The sequence below is a fragment of the Leisingera sp. M523 genome (assembly GCF_025141335.1).
Classification (GTDB): domain Bacteria; phylum Pseudomonadota; class Alphaproteobacteria; order Rhodobacterales; family Rhodobacteraceae; genus Leisingera.
This window is the reverse complement of record NZ_CP081036.1, coordinates 3,895,281-3,917,562: the sequence shown is the minus strand read 5'-3', so window position 1 is coordinate 3,917,562 and position 22,282 is coordinate 3,895,281. Positions and strand designations below refer to the sequence as shown.

Sequence of the window (22,282 nt, the reverse complement as noted above, 5' to 3'; positions counted from 1 at the left end):
GACTATTCAGCTACCTTGTGTTCTTGTACTGGGCACAGTGGCCCGGCCTATTAATGTGGTCTCGGTATCATCTTCAAGCGCTAGTCGCGGCTCGCGCTGCTCGGCCAAAAACTCTGTCGCAACCTGAGAAAACCAATGTTTCATCGACATACCTTCTGAGGCGAGTGTCGCGTAAAGAGCCATCTTGAGTTCGGGCTCGACATCGATCACGACCCGCCCTGACTTATGGTTCACAGCCATAGTGTACCCTTCGGCTAAGTTATGTAACTTATGTGACGTAACTTTAGTGTTGGTGCAAGAGGCAGGGCACTAATCCCCTCAGTGGCACTACTAAGAGCTGCCCGAGCCTGTTTTGATACACTGTAAGCTCAGTAAGCCCTGTCCCGGCCATACATTGTCGCTCTTATCCTGGGCTGCAAGATGTTGCGCATCTCACAGTGACGAACGCCTTTCGTAACGTACGCTGCAAATTCGTTTCTTAAATCTTTGGAAGTCGAGAACTACGCTTCGAGGCACCGGCGGTGCCCAAACTTCATCCACCCTGGACCCGATCCATTGGCGCGGCACTTTCTGAGCCACTGCACAGACATGTTCAGGTAAGACGCGGCCTGTTTTTCTGACAAGAATGCCGGAGCAAGTGCTCCCTTGGGTTTGACGAGGCAAACCTCTCCCAGTCCCAAAACTTGGGTCATATTTAGTCTCCTTAGTTGGTTAGGAGCTGCAGTAAAGGAAGTTCACTAGGAGATTAGAGAGGTCATAGAACTCTTTGAAATTCAGCTGAACAAGTTGGGCCGCTACTCTCGATACAAACCAAAAAATGTACTCAAGCAGTTTGCCTACCAGCTCGCAAGAATCTGCAAGAAGAAGGGTGTCGAAGAGGAACTCAGAGAGTTTCTGGAAGAAGTTTTGCGAGCGAATGGAAGGCGTGTTCAAAAGAATCCAGGCCAGCAAGGCGCAAATAATATTTTCTTCTTGTGTCTGCACGGACTCGACCCCGCAGAGCAATGGACAAAATCTGGAGAAGTGTCCCGGCTGTCACGCCAGCTACAACACGCAGAAGCAAGTGATGTACCGTCAAAGTACCTAATTGGATACATCTATCAAACCGGTGGAAAATACTTGAGCCAAAGCCAACCCGAGAACGAAGCAAGGGAAAAGGAGGAACAAGTAGACAATTGGGACGGATGAGATCGCCAGCTTCCCTCGAGGGGAAGCCAGCCTTCCATTGTGTTACAGCTCCGTCGAAAGCAGAACAGTCATGACCCTTGTTGTTTTCTCAGGGTCAGCTGGATCAGGGGACATGTCGTCAAAATCCTTGTTGTAGCAGTCGATTTCCCAGTGGATGATTCTGCTGTTAACCTTAAGCAACCCAATGTCGTGATCTTCATCAGATTCAATGCTTGCATCTCCTGCCTCCCCGCCAAGCTGCTTCATGATCGTATCGACCGTCGCCCTGCCCAGAAGGTGAATGCCCATCGAAATCATAACGACACCCCCTTTTCCCGCCTTGCGAAAGTGATCATTCAGTGTTCGAACCTTCTCGGCGGAAGACATATTGGCAGTCAACTTAGCATGCGTCGAAAGAGTGCTGTCCATCATGGAAAGCTCCTGTTTTGATTGAATTAGGTATGTTGTGATTGCGTACAGGTAGACAAAGCTCAGCTTTTCTGAGCACAGAGCTTCAGAACATCATAGTTTTTGGAAAGCTGTGCCTGACAGTTACCTGTCATGCTGTACGCTGTCAGTGTACCAAAAGCTCTTTGAAATGTCAAAAACACCACAAAAACAACATTTTACACATCAACCGACCATGCAAAGTTCAGCGCACTGGCGTAAAGGCTTTCTACACCATTCTACGTCAATCTATGCCGCGTGGTTGCTAGGTGGTTGCTGTAAGCGCGAATATTTTCCGCCTGCAGCCTGTAACCCTTTGAAGAAAGTGGTGAGCCGTGTTGGGTTCGAACCAACGACCTACTGATTAAAAGTCAGTTGCTCTACCAACTGAGCTAACGGCCCACTTCTTCGTTGCTGTCTAAGCGTTTTCTCCAAGAGGATCAAGCACTTATTTCGCTTCGGAACTGCCTGGCAGCCTGTGTCATGCTGTCCCGATAGGCGGCGTATCTAGGGCCAGTGCGGCGGGGGGTCAACCCCTTTTTTCAACTTTTCTCACCGAAGACTGGATTCATCTGCAGCGCAGGTCTATATGCCCGGAATGAACACCCAAGCAGATACCGCACTCCCCTTCATGAAGATGCACGGGCTGGGCAATGACTTCGTTGTTGTCGACGCGCGTGCACAGGACATTGCCATCACTCCGGCTATGGCCAAAGGAATCGCCCACCGCCAGTTCGGCGTGGGATTTGATCAGCTGACGGTCATCTCGAATGGCCCCGGAGACGCGCATCTCACCTTTTATAATGCCGATGGCTCCACCTCAGGCGCCTGCGGCAATGCCACCCGCTGCGTGGCGCGCCACCTGATTCTGGAAAGCGGCAAGCCCGGGCTGCATCTGACTACGGACCGCGGCGACCTTTATGCACGCGATGCCGGCGATGGCCATACTTCGGTCAATATGGGACATCCGCAGCTTGATTGGCAGGACATACCGCTGGCCGAAGACGCGGACACGCTGGAACTGCCTATCGAAGGCGGCCCAACCGCAACCGGTATGGGCAACCCGCATTGCACATTCTTTGTCGAGGATGCCGGGATCATTCCGCTGGAAGAATTCGGCCCCCGCTACGAACATCACCCGCTGTACCCCCAGCGCACCAATGTGCAAGTCGCCCAGGTGACTGGCCCCGACCGCATCCGCATGCGCGTGTGGGAGCGCGGTGTGGGGGTGACACTGGCCTCTGGCTCCTCTTCCTGCGCCACAGCCGTTGCTGCGGCCCGCCGCGGGCTGACAGGGCGCAAGGTGCAGGTTGATCTCGATGGCGGCACTCTGTGGATCGACTGGGCCGAGGACGGCGTCTGGATGACTGGCCCGACCATGCATGTGTTCGACGGCAGCTTCACACGCGAGTTTCTGGAGACACTGAAATGAGCGTACCCAAGTTCACCACCCTTGGCTGCCGCCTCAACGCCTATGAGACCGAGGCGATGAAGGAATTGAGCCAGCAGGCGGGCCTTGAAAATGCTGTGGTCGTCAATACTTGCGCGGTGACTGCAGAGGCGGTGCGCAAGGCACGCCAGGAAATCCGCAAGCTGCGCCGGGAGCACCCGGAGGCGCCCATCATCGTGACCGGCTGCGCCGCCCAGACCGAGCCGGAAACCTTTGCCGCGATGGAAGAAGTCACCCGCGTCATCGGCAACACCGAGAAGATGCAGGCTGAGACATGGCAGCAGATCGCCAAGGGCCCGGACTTCATCGGCACCACGGAAAAGGTGCAGGTCGACGACATCATGTCGGTGACTGAAACCGCAGGCCATCTGATCGACGGCTTCGGCACCCGCTCCCGCGCCTATGTGCAGGTCCAGAACGGCTGCGACCACCGCTGCACCTTCTGCATCATCCCCTATGGCCGCGGCAACTCCCGCTCCGTCCCCGCAGGCGTGGTCATCGACCAGATCAAGCGGCTGGTGGACAAGGGCTATAACGAAGTGGTTCTGACCGGGGTGGACCTCACCTCCTGGGGCGCTGATCTGCCTGCGCAGCCGCGTTTGGGCGATCTGGTGATGCGCATCCTGAAACTGGTGCCGGACTTGCCGCGCCTGCGCATCTCCTCGATCGATTCGATTGAAGCGGATGATAACCTGATGCAAGCAATCGCCACCGAACCGCGGCTGATGCCGCATCTGCATCTGTCATTGCAGCATGGCGACGATCTGATCCTGAAGCGCATGGCCCGTCGCCACCTGCGCGACGACGCCATCGCGTTTTGCGAGGAAGCCCGCCGCCTGCGCCCGGAGATGACGTTTGGCGCCGACATCATCGCCGGCTTCCCGACCGAGACCGACGCACATTTTGAGAACTCGCTGAAGCTGGTCACCGACTGCGACCTGACCTGGCTGCACGTTTTCCCCTATTCCAAGCGGGACGGCACCCCGGCCGCAAAGATCCCCAGCCAGGTGAATGGCAACGTCACCAAGGAACGCGCCGCCCGTCTGCGCGCGGCTGGCGACGCCCAGGTTGCCCGCCACCTGGCTGATCAGATCGGCCAGACCCACCGCATCCTGATGGAAAACCCGCATATGGGACGCACCGAGCAATTCACCGAGGTGGCCTTTGCCGCCCCGCAGCCAGAGGGCCGGATCGTCACCGCCGCCATAACAGGCGCCAGCGGCAGCCAGCTCACCGCCTGATCGAACTTCGCAAAACGTCAGCAGGTAGCCGCTGCCACCGAAGCGGAATCGTAGAACTCGTGCAGTTCACAGATGCGCCCGTCCCGGAACCGGCAGACAATGGCCACAGGCGTCTCCACCCGCTTTCCTGTGGCCTTGCAGGTCCAAGCCGTGGTGCCCAACCCAATCACCCGGTCGCCCTCCGAGACCGTCTCTTCCAGCGTCCAGTGTTCCATTTCAAAGGCACTGGTCAGCTCACTCAGATATCTCTGCAGCTGCGCGCGCCCGTTCCGTGCCGCACTGAAATCCAGCCCATGCGCACCCTCCCCCATCGAACGCATGCACATGTCCTCGGTGGTATAGTCATCCCACATGGCCAGATCGCCCGCTTTGCAGCCATCCCACCTGGTCATTGCTTCCCGCAGGATCTCCGCATTTGATAGCCCCGTCATTGCAACGCCTCCCAACTCGTATTGATACACCCTCTAAAGGGTGCGCTCCAGCTTACTCCTTCGTCAAGCGTGTCTGCACGCAGTTGCAGCACAGCCCGGACTGCGCTATGACATCAACAGGTCCCGGATACCTGCCGCTCGCAGCCTTTGGCTTTGGTGAAATCCGGACAAGGATCCTTCCTGACGCCTGGGTGCACGCCCGGATAGCAACGCGAGCCCCTGTCTGCATCGGCAACTGCACCCTTCACGCGAAAGGTAACCCCATGCAGCCACCGCCTGCTCTCCCCCCCATTCCGCAGCTCAAGACTGAAGCGCGCCTGCTGCGTAAGCATTCACAGGCCCAGGGCCAGCCCATAAGCCACAGCACCGCGCTCGAACGGATCGCGCAATACTATGGCTTCCGCGACTGGAACACCCTTAGCGCCCGCGCCACAAATCTCCCGGATCTGCAGGTCGGGATGCGTGTTGAAGGCCAGTACCTGGGCCAGTCCTACACCGGCTATGTCCACGGCCTCTCGGCCTGCGGCATCAACGGCCACCGCCGGATTACCCTGCAGTTTGACAACCCGGTTGACGTGGTCCAGTTCGACAGCTTTTCGTCCTGGCGCCAACGGGTGTCCGCGGTGATCGGCGCGGACGACCGGTCTCCGCAAAAAACCTCCAACGGGCTCCCCCATCTGGTGGTCAGCCCGCTGTTGTGACCAGTCCGCCCGGCTTCTTTCTGGTCCAGAATACCCCGGGGTGAATGCCCGCAGGGCAGAGGGGCAGCGCCCCAGAGCCCGTCACAACGAAAAACCCCCGCAAGCAGCACTTGCGGGGGTTTGATGTTTCAACCCGTCAGTCGGACAAGGATCAGTCTTTGCCCTTGTGCGGCGCCCACAGCTTCTTGTTGGTCAGATACAGCAGAACCGACAGAACGGTCAGGAACAGCACGCCGACAAAACCGGCCTGCTTGCGCGCCATCATCTTGGGTTCAGCAGTCCACATCAGGAAGGCCGCGACGTCCTGCGACATAGCTTCCACGTCATTGGCATGGCCGTCAGCAAACTCCACCTGCTCATCCGACAGCGGCGGCGCCATCGAAATCCAACCGCCCGGGAAGGCAGTGTTTTCATAGAAGGTGGTGCCAGCTTCTTCTTTGGTCTCGCCGGTGTAACCGGCCAGCAGCGAGGCGATGTATTCAGCGCCGCCCATGCCCTTGAACAGCTGGTTCAGACCCGAACCGTAAGGGCCGTGGAAACCCGCACGCGCCTTGGCCATCATGCTGAGGTCCGGGGCGCCGGCGTTGTTGTTTTCCGGGAAGTGGTCGACCGGCTTGGCCGGGCGGTCCTCATCCAGTGCCGCATCATAGACGCTGAAGTTATCGGCCGCGTAGGCACGCACCTGATCTTCCGGCAGCTGCGGGCCGCCCTCGTCGCCCAGGGTGCGCAACGGCACCAGCTTCAGCCCGTGGCAGGCTGCGCAAACCTCGGTGTAGATCTGCAACCCGCGCTGCAGCTGGTTGCGGTCATAAGTTCCGAACGGGCCTTCAAACGAGAAGGCGTAGTCGGTGATGTGCTGCTCGCCGCCGCCTGCTGCGTAAGACGCAGCAGGGATCATGGCCAGAGCGAAGGCGGCACCGGTTGCCAGTTTCTTGAACATTGCGAGGTGTTCCTTCTTCTTACTCGGCAGGAGTGGCTTCAGCAGAAGACTTCTTGCCGTAGTGGGCGTCGAAATCCTCTTCGATTGTGGCAGGCTGAGCCGTCGGCTTCTCGATCACACCAAGCAGCGGCAGGATCACCAGGAAGTAGCCGAACCAATAGGCCGATGCGATCAGCGAGAACGATGCATAGGGCTCTTCCGCCGGCATCGCACCCAGCCACATCAGGGCAAAGAAATCGACCACCAGCAGCGCAAACCACCATTTGAACATCGGACGGTAACGGCCCGAACGGACGCGCGAGGTATCCAGCCAGGGCACCAGCGCCATCACGGCAATCGCACCGAACATCGCCAGAACACCAAAGAACTTGGCGTCAACGATGCCGCCGGTCACGAAGGAGGCAAACTGAACCACCCACACTTCCGAGGTAAATGCCCGCAGGATCGCGTAGAACGGCAGGAAGTACCATTCCGGAACGATGTGCGCCGGGGTCACCAGCGGGTTGGCTTCGATGTAGTTGTCCGGGTGGCCCAGGTAGTTCGGCATGAAGCCGACGATTGCCCAGAAGATCACCAGCACAACGGCCAGGCCCAGGAAGTCCTTGATCACGAAGTACGGCCAGAACGGCAGGGTGTCTTTTTCGGCTTCAGCCTTGGAGCCCTTACGGACATCAACACCGGTAGGGTTGTTGTTGCCGGTGGTGTGGAAGGCCCAGATGTGGATGATCACCAAGGCTGCAATCACAAACGGCAGCAGGTAGTGCAGCGAGAAGAAGCGGTTCAGCGTCGCGTTGTCCACCGCCGGTCCGCCCAAGAGCCAGGTCTGGATCGGCTCGCCGATGAACGGGATCGCGCCGAACAGGCCGGTGATCACGGTTGCACCCCAGAAGGACATCTGCCCCCAAGGCAGAACATAACCCATGAAGGCGGTGCCCATCATCATCAGGTAGATCAGCATGCCGACAATCCAGATGATCTCGCGGGGCGCCTTGTAGGAGCCGTAGAACAGGCCGCGGAAGATATGGATGTAGACAGCAACAAAGAACAGCGAAGCGCCGTTCATATGCAGGTAACGCAGCATATGGCCGCCGTTCACGTCACGCATGATGTGCTCGATCGAGGCAAAGGCCAGATCGGCATGCGGCGTGTAATGCATCACCAGGACAATGCCGGTGACGATTTGCAGCACCAGGCAGAACGCCAGGACGATGCCCCAGATCCACCACCAGTTCAGGTTCTTGGGGGTGGGGATCATGATTGTGTCGTAGACGAGACCGACGATGGGCAGGCGGCTGTGCAGCCACTTTTCTGCACCTGTCTTCGGCTCGTAATGGTCGTGCGGAATACCGGACATGAGCGCGTTTCCTTATCCCAGCTTGATGGTGTTGGCGTCGGTGAACTCAGCCACCGGCACATGCAGGTTCTCAGGCGCCGGGCCTTTGCGGATACGGCCTGCGGTGTCGTAGTGCGAACCGTGGCAGGGGCAGAACCAGCCGTGGAAATCGCCGGAACCGTCGCCCAGCGGCACACAGCCCAGGTGGGTGCAAACACCCATCATCACCAGCCATTCGCCGGCCTCGTCCATGGTGCGGTTCGCGTCAGCCGCGTCAGTACCCGGCTTGTTCGGGTTTTCCGACCGCGGGTCGATCAGTTCGGACAGCTCCACGGCGCGGGCTTCATCAATCTCTTCCTGGGTGCGGCGGCGGATGAACACCGGCTTGCCAAGGAACATGACCGAGATCTGCGTGCCTACTTCTACACCGCTGACATCGACCAGAATCGAGGACAGCGCTTTCACGTCGGCGGAGGGGTTCATCTGGTTGACCAGGGGCCATACAGCGGCACCCGCGGTCACTGCCCCGGCGCCGGCAGTGGCGTAGTAGAGGAAATCTCTCCGGGTTCCTTCGTGGTCTTCTGCGTGGGACACGAGGTTTTCTCCAATTCCAGCGCCCGTTTAGGGCAAACATGCGCATGCACCGCGATTGCTCGCAGTGACTCTGGCGCGTGTCTAGCGGGGAGAAGGGCATTCGTCCAGCGGTCATAGGCGCGCAGAAAGCCGCAGACGGCAATTCTGTCACTGCTGTGTGACCGTGCCGCACCCATATCGGTGCGGCACCTGTCATGATCAAGAGGCGCGCTTAGCCCGCCGGCGGTTTTGTGGCCTGCATCGAGGGGCGCGATTCGAAGCCCGCAAACCACTCCGCCAGTGCCTCGTTGCCCTGGCGCCAGCCCGCATCCGGGTGGCGCAAGTCCACATATCCCAGCGCACAGGCCACCGCGATCTGGCCAATATCAAGCGGCCCCTGCAGATGACTCATCCAGCGCGCATTCAGCGCGGCACAGCCGCCCAGCACCTTGCTGCGCTGCGCATCCAGCCAGCCATCCCATTGTTTTTCCTCGGGGCGCAGACGTTTTTCATAAGCCATCAAGATCGCCGCATCCATAATGCCGTCGGCGGTGGCTTCCAGAACCTTACTGTCCCAGCCGCCGCCATACAGCCTGCCGCCGGCCCGGTCGTCCAGATAGGCGCAGATCACCCGGCTGTCATAGAGCGCCGGCCCGTCATTGCGCTCAAGCGCCGGGATTTTGGCCAGCGGGTTGCTGGCTTTCACCTCTGCACTGGGGCTGAGAGGCGTTGTGGTCACATTCAGGACTTCAACATCCTCAATCTGCCCGGTCTCATGCAGCAGCACCAAAACCTTGCGGGCAAAGGGCGACGCCGGTGAATATGTAAGCTTCATGGAATATCCTCCGCTGTTTTGCAGCAGCCTACTGCATGCCCTGCCAAGGGAAAGGGGCAATCAGCACACTGTGCTATACTGGTCTGGCTCAGCCAATGTCAGGAGGACCCTCAAATGATCATGCGGATATTCCAGGTTGTCATCCGGCCGGGCAAGGAGGCGGATTTCAGCAAGTTCTTCCATGAGACCGCCATTCCGCTAATGAAAGGCACCGATGGCATCGTTACTGTCCTGCCAGGCGCGCCGCGCGCCGAAAGCCCGCGGGAGTTCAGCTTTGTGATGGTGTGGAAGGATCTGGCGTCGCTCAAGGCCTTCGCGGGCGAGGACTACACCAGTCCGCACATCGACCCGGCTGAGGCCGAACTGGTCGAGTCGCGCAGCATCAAACACTTCGATCTAGTCGAGGTTTGATGCCGCGCGTTTAACGCTTGCAGAATGCCGCACGGATTGGCACGTTCGACCTGTTCTCAGGGCGGGGCGGAATTCCCCACCGGCGGTAAGCGGGCATTGCCCCGTAAGCCCGCGAGCGGCTTCCGGAACCGGAAGTGTCCAGCAGATCTGGTGCGATTCCAGAGCCGACGGTTACAGTCCGGATGAAAGAGAGCGTTCGCCAGGGCCGCTTAGGGCGGTGCCTGTTGTTCGTTATCGCCTTGGGTGACGTGTCAAAACGCAAGGAGATAACAATGACACACACCCGCTATGCCTTTATCAAGGCGCAATGGCATGCCGATATCGTCGATCGTGCGCTTGATGGGTTTCTGGATCTCGTCTCCAGCTCTCAAGTCGACGTCTTTGATGTTCCCGGTGCTTTTGAAATGCCGCTGATGGCGCAGGAGCTGGCAAAAAGCGGCAAATACGCAGCTATTGCCTGTGCCGCATTTGTCGTCGACGGCGGCATTTACCGGCACGATTTCGTTGCCCAGGCTGTTGTGGACGGGCTGATGCGTGTGAGCCTTGAGACAGGCGTGCCCGTGCTTTCGGTATCCTTGACACCGCACCAGTATCAGGAGACCGAACACCACAATACAATCTACCGCGACCATTTCGAAGAAAAAGGCCGCGAAGCAGCGCAAGCCGCCTTGATGATCACCAAGTCACGCGCGCAGGCCTTGGCAAACGCCTGAACCTAGACCCTGCATTTGCCAGCGCAGGTGCAGGTCCTCTTGTATCTCAGGCATTATTTACCCCAGATAAGCCTTCAAAGCAGGCGGCGGATTGTCCAGCAAGTCCGCCGTCGCTTGCGGCGGATGCGCCTTGCCATCCGCCACAAGCACCACTTGGCCCGCAATCCGGCGCGCGTCGTTCGGATCATGGCTGACCATCAGCACCGTGGCGCCGCTTTCGCGCGCCAGTTCCGCAACCAGATCCAGCATCTCAGCCTTCAGCGCCGGGCCAAGTGCCGCAAAAGGTTCATCCAGCAGCAGGATGTCGCGGCCCTGTACCAGTACCCGCGCCAGGGCCACCCGGCTTTGCTGCCCGCCGGACAGAGCCGCAGGTTTCCGCCCCCCCATGCCGCCAAGGCCAACCCGGATCAGCGCTGCGTCAATCTTTTGCCACTCCATCTGATTGAGCCGCAGGTTCGCATGCAGCCCCAAGCCAACGTTCTGCGCCACGGTCAGATGCGGAAACAGGTTGCCGTCCTGAAACAGCATGGCGACCGGCCGCTTGCCCGGCGGCCTGCCGGTCAGGTCTGAGCCGTTCCAAAAGACGCGCCCACGGGTAACGGGCAGGAAACCGGCCACTGCCTCCACCAGCGTGGACTTACCGGCACCCGATGGACCAATCACCGCAACGCACGCACCCGGCGCAATCTCAAGATCCGCCTCCACCACATAGCCGCCGTTCAAGATCCGGCAATTCTCAAGCCTCAGCATGCCAGCGCCCTCCGCGGTCCAAAATCCAAAACGCACCCATCGACAGCATCAGCAGGAGCAGTGCAGCACCCGCTGCAGCCTCCATCCGGTATGCCCCCATCAGCCGGTAAATCTGCAAGGGCAGCGTTGCGAAATCCGGATCGGCAAACAGCGTTACCACGCCCAGATCCCCCATCGACAGTGCCGCAGTCAAGCCCGCGGCAAACCCTGTCTGCGCCCGCATCCGGGGCAGAAAGACCCGGCGCACAAAGGCCCAGCCCTGCATATCCAGCGACAGCGACAACCGGCCATAGCGACCCAGCACTTCCCGCGCCCGCGGCACCAGGATACGCATGGCAAATGGCAGCGCCATCACCGCATTGACCAGCGCCGTCACCGGCAGCGCCAGGGCAAATGGGTCTGCGACGGGGTAGATCAGAATGAACAGCCCGGTGCCAATCACCAATGGAGAGGCCGCAAGCCCAAGAATGCCCGACAGTTCGGTCAGGCTGTTCCGGCCAGCTGCAACCGCAGCTGCCATCGGCAAGGCCAGCGCAAGAAGGATCACAGTGCTGATTGCAGCCACCAGTATGGAGTTCCCCGCGGCCTGCCAGACACTACTTTTTAAATCTGCCAGCCCCGGCAATCCCGCCAGCACGATTGCGGCCAAAGGCAGCAGCAGGAACGCCGCAGACAGGAAAATCCAGAAAACATCCAAGCCGCGCGCCAGCGCCCCCTGCCCGTCCCAGCGCCGCACCGCGCGGTCAAGACCGGCGCCAAAGCCCTCACCCGCCGACACCCGCAGCGCTGCCAGTGCAGCGGTGCCAGTCAGCAGCAGCTGCAGCCCTGACAGGAGCGCAGCCCGGCCCAGATCGAAATCAAAGCGGAACGCCTGATAGATGGCCAGCTCGATCGTGGTCGCCCTGGGGCCGCCGCCCAGAGTCAGCGCAACCGCAAAACTGGAAAGGCAGATGGCAAAGACGACAGCCAAAGCACCCGGTGCCACCCGCCGGAGCATCGGCCCCTCAAGCAGCCGCCACATCGCCAGCGGACCGGCATCCAACTGCGCGGCCAAGCGGAAGCGTTCAGCCGGGATTTCCTGCCAGCCCTGCAGGATCAGCCGGGTCGCCAGCGGCAGGTTGAAGAAGACATGTGCCAGGACCACGCCGTGCAGGCCGTAAATTTGCACCGGCTCCAGCCCGAACAGGCCGAACAAGCTGCTTTGCCAGCCAGCCCGGCCAAACACCGCCAGAAGGCCCAGAATGGCAACGATCACCGGCAGAATGAAGGGGGCGCCAAGCAGGGCAATCAGCAATGCCCGCCCTGGGAACCGCCGCCGCGCCAGTGCGCGGGCGACGGGCATCGCCAGACCAACGCTCAGCAGCGCCGACAGGCTGGCCTGTGTCAGCGTGAACCGCAACGCCGCCCAGTCGCTGGCACCAAATCCGGTTCCGGCCTCGGCCCTGAGTGCCACAGCACCCAAGGTTCCCAAGATCAGCGCGACGACAAGCAGTGCCGCGCTGATTCCGGGAACGGAGCTTACAGGCTGAGCGCGTCCAGCCATTCGCCAAGCGCTGCATCCCGCACCTCTGCCGCTTCAGTTTCGCTCAGCAGCAAGGATTTGCCTGGCGCGATCAGCGTCTCGAAACCCTCCGGCAGACCCGCAGCCGGTGTCACTGCGGGGTACATCCAGTTGGTGGTCGGAATGATCGACTGAAAGTCGTCGGATACCATGAATTCCAGAAACTGGTCGGCCAGATCAGGCTGATCGGTGTTTGCCAGTTTGCCAGCAACTTCCACCTGCATGTAATGCCCCTCGTCAAAGGCGGCAGCCGCCTTGGAGCCGTCTTCCTCAGCAATCAGGTGGTAGGCGGGTGAGGTGGTGTAGGAAAGCACCATGTCGGCCTCGCCCTCCAGGAACATGCCATAGGCCTCGGACCAGCCCTTGGTCACGGTGACCACGTTGTCAGACAGGCCATTCCAGATTTCCGGCGCCTCATCGCCATAGGCGGCTTTCACCCACAGGAGCAGGCCCAGACCGGGGGTCGAGGAGCGCGGGTCCTGGATCACGATCTTCATGTCGCTGGTTGCCAGCGCCTTGAAATTCGACGGGAAATCCGCCGGCGCCGCTGCATCGGCGTTGTGAACAAAGGCAAAATAGCCCCAGTCATAAGGCACAAAGGTCGCGTCGTTCCATGCAACCGGCAGCGCATAGTCGGCGCTGACCGAATGCTCTGCAAACAGGCCGGTTTCCTTGGCCGCCGCGGTCAGGTTGGTGTCGAGGCCAAGAACCACATCGGCATCCGAGCGTGCGCCCTCCAGCTTGATCCGCGCCAGCAGTGCCGCGCCATCGCCTGCGCCAACCAGTTTCAGGTCGCAGCCGCAAACCTCCTCAAACGCCTTTTCCACCGCCGGGCCCGGGCCCCAATCGGAAACAAAGCTGTCATAGGTATAAACGGTGAGTTCGGGCGTTTCGGCAAAAGCTGCCGAGGCGCCAAGCAATCCCGCTGCAAATGCAAGATGTTTCAAGCCATCCTCCTTTGCGGCGTTGGGCAAGGGTGGAGGCTGTCCAGTACCTTCCCTCCGCCGGTGTGATCCGGTTCAGGTTCAACGGGTGTCATCTCAGCGCTGCCGCGCACCCCGAGGTGGTGCGGACATTATGCCCGGACCGCAGCAAAGACAAGCCAAAGCCCGCCAGGACCTGCGTCTTGGCCAAACAGAACCACTTCCATCTCTTCCTCTTGCTGAAAATATCCCGGGGGAGCCGCCGCAGGCGGCGGGGGCAGCGCCCCCTCGGTTCTATGCCGCAGAGGAATCCGCTTGAGGCACAGCCCCCTGCCCGCTAAGCACGTCCGGCAAAGGAGACCGCGCCTCATGTCGATGAACAGCTTTGGACACCTCTTCCGCGTCACCACCTGGGGCGAGAGCCACGGACCCGCGCTTGGCGCCACCGTGGACGGCTGTCCGCCGAACGTGCCGCTGGAGCCGGAGATGCTGCAGCAGTGGCTCGACAAGCGCCGCCCCGGCCAGAACAAGAACACCACCCAGCGCAATGAGCCTGACGCCGTAAAGATCCTGTCCGGCGTGTTCGACGGCATGACCACCGGCACGCCCGTTCAGCTGATGATCGAAAACACCGACCAGCGGTCCAAGGACTACGGCGAGATTTCCCAGACCTTCCGTCCGGGCCATGCCGACATCACCTATTTCCAGAAATACGGCAACCGCGACTACCGCGGCGGCGGCCGTTCCTCGGCGCGCGAAACCGCAGCGCGTGTTGCTGCGGGCGGTGTTGCACGTGAAGCAATCAAGGCGCTGGTGCCGGGGCTGGAGATCAAGGGCTATATGACCCAAATGGGTGAGCTGGAGATTGACCGCAGCCGGTTCGACTGGGATGCGATCGACCAGAATGATTTCTGGATCCCCGATGCCGGCGCGGTGCAGGAGTGGGAAGATTACCTGCAAGGTCTGCGCAAGGCGCATGACTCGGTGGGCGCCGTTGTCGAAGTTGTCGCGCGCAATGTCCCCGCAGGCATCGGCGCGCCGGTTTATGGCAAGCTGGACACCGATCTGGCGGCAGCAATGATGTCGATCAACGCTGTTAAGGGCGTGGAGATCGGCGAAGGCATGAACGCCGCCCGGCTGAAGGGCTCGGAAAACGCCGATGAGATCTTCATGGGCGAAAACGGGGTGGAGTATTCCTCGAACCACGCCGGCGGCATCCTCGGTGGGATTTCCACCGGCCAGGATGTGGTGGTGCGCTTTGCGGTCAAGCCGACCTCGTCGATCCTCACCCCGCGCAAATCGATCCGCAAGGACGGTTCCGCCACCGAGGTGATCACCAAGGGCCGCCACGACCCCTGCGTCGGCATTCGCGCGGTCCCGGTGGCCGAGGCGATGATGGCCTGTGTGATCTTGGATCACCTGCTGCTGCACCGCGGCCAGATTGGTGAGAACCAGGGCTCAATCGGCTAAGGATCAGGCTCTAATAAGGGGTTTCCCGGCAACATAGCTAGGAAACTACCCTCAGGTGTGATCGCCCGCGCATTGGCTGTGGTCGCCCAGCGCGGTCAGCACCTTGCAGCAGCCGCCATTTCCGCCGTCGCACAGATGGCTGATCCGCTCCAGCTCCGCCGCGAGCTGCTCCAGCTTGCGGATGCGGTTGCGGACATTGGCCAGTTGGCTGCGGGCAATGCGGTCGGCCTCGGCGCAATCATCGCCCAGGTGCCCGTCCAGCCCTATCAGCGCCTTGATGTCCTCTAGCGAGAACCCGAGGTCGCGGGCATGTTTGATGAAGCCAAGCGCGTCCATCCCCTCCTGCCCGTAGCGGCGCTGGTTACCGGCATTGCGGCCGGGCTGCGGCAGAAGGCCGATCTCCTCGTAATAGCGGATGGTGGGAACCTTTACGCCGGTGGTCTTGGACAGCTGACCGATGGAAAACATCTGCGGAACCTCTTGAAGCTCTAGTGACTAGAGGCTCTACATTGATCTCGAATCAGGAATGAGGACAAGAGAAATGGCAGGCTGCTGCAATCACAACGCCCGTTTTGACGGGGTCTCGGCAGACTATAAACGCAGGCTTTGGCTGGTAATCGTCATAAACGCCGGCATGTTTGCGGTGGAAATGAGCGCGGGCCAGCTGTCGGGCAGCCAAGCGTTGAAGGCGGACGCGCTGGACTTTCTGGGTGACGCGCTGACCTATGGTATTTCGCTGGCGGTGATCGGCGCCACCCTGCGCACCCGGGCGCTGGCGGCGCTTGGCAAAGGCATCAGCCTTCTACTGATGGGTGCCTGGGTGTTTGGCTCCACCGTTTATCAGGTGTTTTATGTCGGAGTGCCGCAGGCACAGATCATGGGTGTGATCGGCTTCATGGCGCTGGCCGCCAATCTGATCTCGGTCATGCTGCTGGCGCGCTACAAGGATGGCGACGCCAATGTGCGCTCTGTCTGGCTGTGCTCGCGCAATGATGCGATCGGCAATGTGGCGGTGATGATCGCGGCGCTGGGTGTCTGGGGAACCGCCACCGGCTGGCCGGACCTGATTGTGGCCGGCATCATGGGCGGGCTGTTCCTAAGCTCCGCCTACCAGATCCTGGTGCAGGCGATGCGGGAATGGCGCGAGGAAGAGGCGCGCACTGCGGCGTATCAGAACTGAACACCTGTGCCGCTTGCGGCACGAGCGGCGCCCTGCGTTGTTCAGACAAACAGCCCTGCGCATGCCTCGCGCAGGGCTTTTTTCTGCACCTTGCCCATGATGTTGCGCGGCAGGGCCTCCAGCAGCGTGAGGGAAGTGGACGCCAGGTTGCCGTTGATCAGCATCGCGCCTTTGGAGCGCCCGGTAGTGCCGGAGGTGTAAAGAAACGCGGCCAGATCGCCGGATTTGCGGGCAACAGGGTCAAAACCGGGCTGAACATCCGCCAGGTTGCGCAAAGATCCCTGCCCTCCGGCATCCAGAGTCAACACCCGCGCCTCATCTGCAATAGCGCTGATCTTCCCCATTCGCGCCGGATCGCAAACCACCACGCGCAGAGACGCTTCGCCCACGAAATAGGCCACTTCAGGCCCGGTATAGGCGGTGTTCAACGGCAAGAAGATTCCGCCGGCCATCACTGTGCCGGGATACAGCTCGATCGCTTGAATTGTGGAACGCCACGAAACTTTGGCTCTTTTGGCATCAAAACCTCAGGAAACAAGAAAATCACGTCATTCAGCCTGACCCGAACGACAAGTTTTTCTGACCCACTATGAAAAGCGGCCCTTCCTCGAAACTGCGGCGAAGATATCGAAGGATGAAGGTTTTTCGACGCGGGCCATTGCGAGCGGCTTCAGCTGGGCGTGAGTGTGGCCCGCGTTGACAAACCTCTCAGGGAGGAAGCCGCGGGGTCTGGTTGCGGCCTATGGGGAAAGAGTGCTGTCCGCTGAGCTTGTGACTGGTAGGGATGCGCCCGCTCGGAGGATGAGGGCCACCGATTCCAGTTTCGGCCAGAGGGTTTGACCTGGATTTGATCCAGATCGAAGCCGTTTTGCGCCGTCCTTGCAACTTTCCGGACCGCTCCTGACGGGCGGGCTCGGCCGGTGTTGCTGAAGCAACCGGTGAGCGGTGGATGGGATGATCGGGCACTCGGTCATGCGGCCTGTTTCCTCGGTGGAGCGCGAGATTGCGGAACCTCGCCGCGCCGGAAAGTCTCCACGATGCGCATCGGCCCGCCGCAATCGGGGCATGGCTCTCGCAGGGTGAGCGGGACGATCTCGACCGAGGGTGCGTGTTCCTGCCTGGTCGTTTCCGCGCCCAGCAACGTGCGGATCTTCGCGATGCTGGTCTTGCGGGCGGCACTTGCCAACAAGCCGTAGTGCCGGATGCGGTGGAAGCCATCCATTGCCCGGCAGGCGATTTGGCGGCGCCAAATCTGCCGAGAGGGGGGAGCACATGGATCAGGAACCGGCGGATGAACTCGCCCGTGGACAGGCGCATAACCTTCATCCTGTCGCCGCGCTTGATGCGGTAATCTTTCCAGCGGAAAGCCACGGTGTCGGCATCGGCGCTGATCAGGCGGCTGTTCGAGATCGCCACCCGGTGGGTGTATCGGCTGAGATAGGCCAGCACCGCCTCTGGTCCGCCGAAGGGCGGTTTGGCATAGACCACCCATTCGGCCTTGCGCAGCGGTGCCAGCCAGGCTGCGAAAGCGCTGGCGTCGGTCAATCCGGCGAGGTCGCCGAAGAAGGAGAGCCGCCCGGCGCGGTGTAAGTTGCTCAGGCCCTCAAGGAACAGCCGCCGAAACAGACGCGACAACACCCGCACATGCAGGAGGAACCCTGGTTTGCAGCCAATCCAACGGGTGCCGTCCAGCGAGAGCCCGCCACCTGGGACGATCATGTGGATGTGGGGATGGTGCGTCATCGCTGATCCCCAGGTATGAAGCACGCTGGTCATTCCGACACGAGCACCGAGGCGCTTGGGATCGGCGGCGATAGTCATCACTGTTTCCGCAGAAGCGCGGAACAGCAGTCCATAAACCGCCCGCTTGTTCCAGTAGGCGATGCGGGCGATCTCGGCCGGGAGCGTGAACACCACATGGAAATACTCCACAGGCAGCAGGTCATCTGCCCGCGCCGCCATCCAGTCGCGCGCGGCCGGTCCCTGGCATTTGGGACAATGCCGGTTCTTGCAGCTGTTGTACGCGATATGCTGGTGTCCACACTTGGTACAGGCCGCCACATGTCCGCCGAGCGCCTCCGTTCGGCAGGCCTCGATCGCCCCCTCTCGGGATCTTGCTTTGCAAGACCCTGCCGGGCAGTGGACATCACCTTGAGCTGGCTCAGGCTGACATGCCCCTCATTGGCCCGCCTGAAAGCGGGGCCATGAGACCTGAAGATGTCCGCAATCTCCAGCGCGTGCCGTGGCACGCCAATCGCTCCGTCAGGTCACATCTCGCATATGTTCATACGGGCTGGCGACATTGCGCAACGTCTTGGTCGCCACGTGGGTGTATCGCGCCGTCGTGGTCAGCTTGGCGTGGCCGAGGAGCACCTGGATCACCCGCACGTCCGTATCGGCCTCCAGCAGATGCGTGGCAAAGCTATGCCTGAGCGAGTGCAGCGTGGCAGGCTTCTTGATCCCAGCCATGCGCTTGGCCGAGTTGAAGGCCCGATTCAAGGATCGGGGCGACATGGGCTCAACCCGGCTCTGGCCGGGGAATAACCATCCCTGAGGACGTGCCTCGCGCCAGTAGTCCCGCAGCAGCTCCAGCAACGACGGCGACAGCATCACGTCGCGATCTTTGCCGCCCTTGCCGCGCTCAACATGGATCAGCATCCGGTCGCTGTCGATGTCTCGCACCTTGAGATTGCTTACCTCGGAGGCGCGCAAACCTGCACCATAGCCGATCCCAAGCGCAGCGCGGTATTTAAGACCCGGCCCCGGTGCCGAGGCTAATACCGCAGAGACCTCCTCGAAGCTCAGCACAATCGGCAGCTTCCGTGGCTCGGTGCGGAACTGCATGTACTTCGTTTGGCGGGAAAATGATCCCCCGGATCATTTTCTACTCCGCCTGCACTTTCCTCCCGGTCACAGGTCATGCCGAAGAGTTGGAGGGGACCGTCGCCCCGGTGGGGCGGCGAAAGCCCCAGAAACGCGCAGCGCCGTAATCCGGGCGTTGTAGACCGAAGGCGTGACCTCCGTGTCGGTCATGTGAAGTTGATAGGCGCGCAACTCATCCGGTGTCGCCGTATTTGGCGACCGCCCCAGAAACGCAGTGAAATCCTTCAGCGCCCGGATATGCGCCTTCTGCGATGTCTCCGCCATCCCGCGAATGCGCATATCTTCGATCATCCGCGCACGCAGCGGGCTCATCTTCTCCTGTGTCATGGGACCCTCCTGTCCGATTGAGAAACCTCAATCGTCAGGCAGGTCAGTCACATCGCAAAATCCGAACACATTCAGGTGCGCGCGCTACAGCAGAAACAAGCGCCATTGCCGCGAGAGCGGCTTAGTCCTCGAGCCCAATGTGACCGATGCTGCGCGATGCACGAATGACTGCTCCGCTCAGCCGCGGGCAGGCGGGACCGGGATGCCATCGACCTCCACCGGCAGAGAATGAGCCTCGTGACCAGGCGACAGATATCCTTTTTCGCCAAAGCCCTTCTGCACCCAATAGTTTAGGGCCGTGTCAGACACTTCCATGCCGCCATCCTTCGAGCGCCGTTTGTAGCACGTGCCATCGCCCCTCTCGGGACATTGCTGCGCAATGCCCTGCCGGGCAGTGGATGCCGTGCTCGCGGCACAAGTCCTTGGCCCCAATGCCGACTTGGGGTTCCTTCGGGATGCCAATGATCTGCTCTTCGCTGAATCGGCTTTTCCGCATTGTCTGTCTCCTCGGGTGGAGAACAGGCTAGCGTAAAAACGCGGACATTTCTGGGGAGCAGGTCAGGAGCAGCACCTTGTTATCATCACAACTAACCTCGCCTTCTGCGGCGCCAAGAAGACAAGGCCAGAACCCAGTATATAGTTCTTGCAACTTTCAAGTTGCGCGGGCCGCGAAATTCGAGCGGATGCGAGAACATCCCCGCCCAAGCGAAACCGTGCATGAGTATGCGGGCTTGTTAAACATTCTACGTTCCGCCGCCATGTCGCGATAAACAAAAAAGGCCCTGGCTGTTGCAAGCAAAGCCAGGGCTCTTCACTAGTCTGCTTTAACTACCCTAACGGACGACAAATTCTGCATGTAATGCGCCGGCCGCTTTCAGGCTTTTGAGGATATCGATCATGTCCCGCGGCGACACGCCCAAGGCATTCAAACCTGCCACGACTTCGGACAGCGAAGTCGTCTCCGGCACTTCGGCAAGTTGGACGCCCTCTTCTTCCTCAATAGCTGCACCTGTGCGCGGAACAACAACCGTTTCGCCATTTGCGAAGGGATTGGGTTGCACCACCAGCGGCGTCTCTTCGATCCGCAAAGTGAGGTTTCCTTGAGCCACAGCAACACGGGAAATCCGCACATCGCTGCCCATCACGATCGTACCGGAACGCTGATCCACCACAACCCGCGCCTTGCGCTGAGGTTCAACCAGGATGTTCTCGATCCGGCCTACGGCGTGAGCCGTCGAGCGAGTATTTGTTCGCTTGATATCGATCTCGACAGTTCCGGAATCCCGCATCAGGGCAACGTTGCGGCCAAACTCATCGTTGATCGCCCGTTCAATCCGGCCGGCAGTGGTGAAATCCGGCTCCCGCAGGGCCAGACGCATGGAGCTAAGAGAGGACAGATCAAAGCCGATCTCACGTTCGACCCGGGCGCCCGAAGGGATCACACCGGCCGTTGGCACCCCTTGGGTTACCGTGGCCGCGTTGCCTTCGGCAACCGCTCCACCCGCCAGGATTGTACCTTGGGAGACGGCATAAATCTGCCCGTCCGCTGCATTGAGCGGTGTCATGATCAGGGTGCCGCCCAAGAGGCTCTTGGAATCACCGATAGCTGACACTGTTACATCAATGGTGCTTCCAACCCGGGCAAAAGGCGGCAGTGTGGCGGTTACAAAGACCGCAGCAACGTTTTTTGGCCGGAACTGCTCACCGGTCACATTGACACCAAGCCGCTCCAGTATGTTGGACATGATTTCTTCGGTAAACGGCGAATTCCGCAGCCCGTCACCGGTGCCGTCCAAGCCGACGACCAGGCCGTAACCGACCAGATCGTTGCCCCGGACGCCATCAAATTCGACCAGGTCCTTGAGACGGATGGTATTTGCCTGCGCCACTGCGGGCAGCAGGAACAGGCAAGTGAAAAAGAGGCGAAGAAATACCAGCATCAGAGATAGTTCAACAATGAGAGCTGCGAACTGCGCGAAGTGATTGTATAAAGACCTTCAAGCTGTGTTTGTGCTTCTTCCAGCCGTGTATAGGTTTCATAGGGATCAGCTGACACCAGGTTGTTTTTGACAATGCTCAGGCTGGTTTTCGAAGCCTCGTTGCGGGTGTTCACCGCTTCAAGCTGGCCTTCGATAAAGCCGACATCCGCTTGCAACTGGATCAGTTTGTCTACGCTATCCGTAAGTTCGCTGCTGGCTTGGCGGACAATGTCGACTTTTACATCGTCCGTCAAACCAAGACTGGGTTCATCTGCCAAAGCTGTAATGACGTAACTTTGCAACGCGTGTTTTAGGTTGTCGTCATCAGCGCGGATGCCCAGTGTAACCTGTTCACCCTCGCCCACGGTGACAGGCTGCAGCGATGTTGTGGAACCGCTGTACATAACAGTGTCGAAGCCAGCTGGATCATCAAACCAGTCCTTCACGGCTTGAATGATGTCATTGCTTGTCGTCAGTCCGGAGACCTCAGTGAGGATGGAACTCATAAGGGTGCCGGTGTCATTGAGCGGCGTAGTATCCGTTGCAGTGCCCGCAAAGACTGCCCGCCCGCCAACGGAGGCATTCAAAAGATTAATTGCACTAGATATTCTTTGCTTGGCTTGACTTCCGAATTGCTCAGCATTGTCCACGTCAATAGCGGACGACAGCGTCAGGATGTCATTCCGCATCGCTTGCACCTGGCTCTGGAACTTGTCGAGGCTGCTTTGTGTTGTGGTGGCAAACAGCTGCACTTCTCTATTGGTGACAGTATAGCTGTCGAGCCGGTTCAAGGTGCTTTCGAGATCCGCCAGATAGGTATAGTCGCCGCCCAGCCGCTCGGTCAGGTTGGACGATTTTCCGGTAGCAAACTCTTCGGAGAGCGTGGTTATATTCTGCTGCAATTCCGCGTTGCGGCTGCGGAGAAAGAGGTGCTGCGCCATATCACCGTAGGAATTCAAAATCATGC

General features: G+C 60.0%; 23 protein-coding genes, 1 tRNA gene, 3 pseudogenes and 2 riboswitches. Of the genes and pseudogenes, 8 read left to right on the top strand and 19 right to left on the bottom strand.

All coding sequences use genetic code 11. From position 1 onward, the window contains the following. Positions 1-6 precede the first annotated feature (6 nt). Complete coding sequence (locus K3557_RS19495; protein ID WP_259996062.1) at positions 7-210, bottom strand: hypothetical protein; 204 nt, start codon at positions 208-210, stop codon at positions 7-9. A 576-nt stretch (positions 211-786) separates the two neighbouring features. Here K3557_RS19495 and K3557_RS19490 point away from each other — a divergent pair. Continuing rightward, a complete protein-coding gene (locus K3557_RS19490; RefSeq protein ID WP_259996060.1) occupies positions 787-1,188 on the top strand; it encodes a hypothetical protein in 402 nt (133 codons plus the stop codon). A 42-nt stretch (positions 1,189-1,230) separates the two neighbouring features. Here K3557_RS19490 and K3557_RS19485 read toward each other — a convergent pair whose 3' ends face one another. Together K3557_RS19485 and K3557_RS19480 are read right to left on the bottom strand one after the other, a co-directional pair. Continuing rightward, positions 1,231-1,599: a DUF3768 domain-containing protein gene (locus K3557_RS19485; RefSeq protein ID WP_259996058.1), complete on the bottom strand. Its 369-nt coding sequence runs from the start codon at positions 1,597-1,599 to the stop codon at positions 1,231-1,233. Between the two features lie 341 nt (positions 1,600-1,940). Further along, positions 1,941-2,016, bottom strand: a tRNA-Lys gene (locus K3557_RS19480). 187 nt (positions 2,017-2,203) lie between these two features. Between K3557_RS19480 and dapF the strand changes: the two genes are divergently transcribed. Both dapF and mtaB read left to right on the top strand, forming a co-directional pair. After that, complete coding sequence (dapF, locus tag K3557_RS19475) at positions 2,204-3,046, top strand: diaminopimelate epimerase (RefSeq protein ID WP_259996057.1); 843 nt, start codon at positions 2,204-2,206, stop codon at positions 3,044-3,046. Beyond that, entirely contained in the window at positions 3,043-4,305 is a 1,263-nt protein-coding gene (gene mtaB, locus K3557_RS19470) for a tRNA (N(6)-L-threonylcarbamoyladenosine(37)-C(2))-methylthiotransferase MtaB (protein WP_259996053.1), read from the top strand. The genes dapF and mtaB overlap by 4 nt, the downstream gene beginning before the upstream one ends. A 17-nt stretch (positions 4,306-4,322) precedes the next feature. On the opposite strand, the gene K3557_RS19465 is transcribed toward mtaB, so the two are convergent. Then, the gene (locus tag K3557_RS19465) at positions 4,323-4,736 is read right to left on the bottom strand and encodes a nuclear transport factor 2 family protein (protein WP_259996041.1); all 414 of its coding nucleotides are present in this window, start codon (positions 4,734-4,736) and stop codon (positions 4,323-4,325) included. Between the two features lie 263 nt (positions 4,737-4,999). Between K3557_RS19465 and K3557_RS19460 the strand changes: the two genes are divergently transcribed. Further along, positions 5,000-5,437 carry a glyoxalase superfamily protein gene (locus K3557_RS19460; protein ID WP_259996037.1) on the top strand — a complete coding sequence of 146 codons (438 nt, stop codon included), beginning with the start codon at positions 5,000-5,002 and terminating at the stop codon, positions 5,435-5,437. Positions 5,438-5,588: 151 nt separating this feature from the next. Here the strand turns inward: K3557_RS19460 and K3557_RS19455 are convergent, their stop codons facing one another. The 4 genes from K3557_RS19455 to K3557_RS19440 all read right to left on the bottom strand — a co-directional run bounded on the left by K3557_RS19455 (position 5,589) and on the right by K3557_RS19440 (position 9,118). Then, positions 5,589-6,377, bottom strand: a complete 789-nt coding sequence (locus tag K3557_RS19455; RefSeq protein ID WP_259996035.1) for a cytochrome c1 — start codon at positions 6,375-6,377, stop codon at positions 5,589-5,591. 19 nt (positions 6,378-6,396) lie between these two features. Continuing rightward, positions 6,397-7,731 (bottom strand): cytochrome b, encoded by a 1,335-nt coding sequence (petB, locus tag K3557_RS19450; RefSeq protein WP_259988454.1) that lies wholly within the window; start codon positions 7,729-7,731, stop codon positions 6,397-6,399. A 12-nt stretch (positions 7,732-7,743) separates the two neighbouring features. Further along, entirely contained in the window at positions 7,744-8,304 is a 561-nt protein-coding gene (petA, locus tag K3557_RS19445; RefSeq protein WP_129372721.1) for a ubiquinol-cytochrome c reductase iron-sulfur subunit, read from the bottom strand. A 211-nt stretch (positions 8,305-8,515) separates the two neighbouring features. Beyond that, positions 8,516-9,118: a glutathione S-transferase gene (locus tag K3557_RS19440; protein WP_259988458.1), complete on the bottom strand. Its 603-nt coding sequence runs from the start codon at positions 9,116-9,118 to the stop codon at positions 8,516-8,518. 114 nt (positions 9,119-9,232) lie between these two features. Between K3557_RS19440 and K3557_RS19435 the strand changes: the two genes are divergently transcribed. Then, a complete protein-coding gene (locus K3557_RS19435; RefSeq protein WP_259996033.1) occupies positions 9,233-9,529 on the top strand; it encodes an antibiotic biosynthesis monooxygenase in 297 nt (98 codons plus the stop codon). A 48-nt stretch (positions 9,530-9,577) separates the two neighbouring features. Next, positions 9,578-9,727, top strand: a riboswitch (FMN riboswitch). A 74-nt stretch (positions 9,728-9,801) separates the two neighbouring features. Beyond that, the gene (locus tag K3557_RS19430; RefSeq protein ID WP_259992700.1) at positions 9,802-10,242 is read left to right on the top strand and encodes a 6,7-dimethyl-8-ribityllumazine synthase; all 441 of its coding nucleotides are present in this window, start codon (positions 9,802-9,804) and stop codon (positions 10,240-10,242) included. 57 nt (positions 10,243-10,299) lie between these two features. On the opposite strand, the gene K3557_RS19425 is transcribed toward K3557_RS19430, so the two are convergent. From K3557_RS19425 to thiB, 3 genes are read right to left on the bottom strand one after another with little or no spacing between them, the layout of a single operon-like run. Beyond that, positions 10,300-10,992 (bottom strand): ATP-binding cassette domain-containing protein, encoded by a 693-nt coding sequence (locus K3557_RS19425; RefSeq protein ID WP_259996031.1) that lies wholly within the window; start codon positions 10,990-10,992, stop codon positions 10,300-10,302. Next, positions 10,979-12,535, bottom strand: coding sequence for a thiamine/thiamine pyrophosphate ABC transporter permease ThiP (locus tag K3557_RS19420; RefSeq protein ID WP_259996027.1), 1,557 nt, complete (start codon positions 12,533-12,535; stop codon positions 10,979-10,981). Before K3557_RS19420 ends, K3557_RS19425 begins: the two co-directional genes overlap by 14 nt. Continuing rightward, entirely contained in the window at positions 12,511-13,500 is a 990-nt protein-coding gene (gene thiB / locus K3557_RS19415; protein WP_259996026.1) for a thiamine ABC transporter substrate binding subunit, read from the bottom strand. The genes K3557_RS19420 and thiB overlap by 25 nt, the downstream gene beginning before the upstream one ends. A gap of 32 nt (positions 13,501-13,532) precedes the next feature. Beyond that, a riboswitch (TPP riboswitch) is annotated at positions 13,533-13,624 on the bottom strand. A 221-nt stretch (positions 13,625-13,845) separates the two neighbouring features. Here thiB and aroC point away from each other — a divergent pair. Next, the gene (gene aroC / locus K3557_RS19410; RefSeq protein WP_259996016.1) at positions 13,846-14,946 is read left to right on the top strand and encodes a chorismate synthase; all 1,101 of its coding nucleotides are present in this window, start codon (positions 13,846-13,848) and stop codon (positions 14,944-14,946) included. Positions 14,947-14,997: 51 nt separating this feature from the next. Here aroC and K3557_RS19405 read toward each other — a convergent pair whose 3' ends face one another. After that, positions 14,998-15,414, bottom strand: coding sequence for a helix-turn-helix domain-containing protein (locus K3557_RS19405; RefSeq protein WP_259996013.1), 417 nt, complete (start codon positions 15,412-15,414; stop codon positions 14,998-15,000). Positions 15,415-15,487: 73 nt separating this feature from the next. Here K3557_RS19405 and K3557_RS19400 point away from each other — a divergent pair, with 73 nt between their 5' ends. After that, a complete protein-coding gene (locus K3557_RS19400; RefSeq protein ID WP_259996011.1) occupies positions 15,488-16,126 on the top strand; it encodes a cation transporter in 639 nt (212 codons plus the stop codon). Between the two features lie 41 nt (positions 16,127-16,167). Here the strand turns inward: K3557_RS19400 and K3557_RS19395 are convergent, their stop codons facing one another. The 7 genes and pseudogenes from K3557_RS19395 to K3557_RS19365 form a co-directional block, all read right to left on the bottom strand. Further along, positions 16,168-16,578, bottom strand: coding sequence for an AMP-binding protein (locus K3557_RS19395; RefSeq protein WP_311198479.1), 411 nt, complete (start codon positions 16,576-16,578; stop codon positions 16,168-16,170). Positions 16,579-17,096: 518 nt separating this feature from the next. Beyond that, positions 17,097-18,375: pseudogene (locus K3557_RS19390) on the bottom strand (IS91 family transposase). 13 nt (positions 18,376-18,388) lie between these two features. Beyond that, positions 18,389-19,336, bottom strand: a pseudogene (locus tag K3557_RS19385) (tyrosine-type recombinase/integrase). 177 nt (positions 19,337-19,513) lie between these two features. Continuing rightward, the gene (locus K3557_RS19380) at positions 19,514-19,651 is read right to left on the bottom strand and encodes a hypothetical protein (protein WP_259999722.1); all 138 of its coding nucleotides are present in this window, start codon (positions 19,649-19,651) and stop codon (positions 19,514-19,516) included. Further along, a pseudogene (locus K3557_RS19375) lies at positions 19,637-19,832 on the bottom strand (transposase); the annotation flags it as partial. The pseudogene K3557_RS19375 and the gene K3557_RS19380, both read right to left, overlap by 15 nt. Positions 19,833-20,169: 337 nt before the next feature. After that, entirely contained in the window at positions 20,170-21,276 is a 1,107-nt protein-coding gene (locus K3557_RS19370) for a flagellar basal body P-ring protein FlgI (RefSeq protein ID WP_259988476.1), read from the bottom strand. Continuing rightward, a complete protein-coding gene (locus K3557_RS19365; protein WP_259995999.1) occupies positions 21,276-22,280 on the bottom strand; it encodes a flagellin in 1,005 nt (334 codons plus the stop codon). Before K3557_RS19365 ends, K3557_RS19370 begins: the two co-directional genes overlap by 1 nt. Positions 22,281-22,282: the final 2 nt, after the last annotated feature.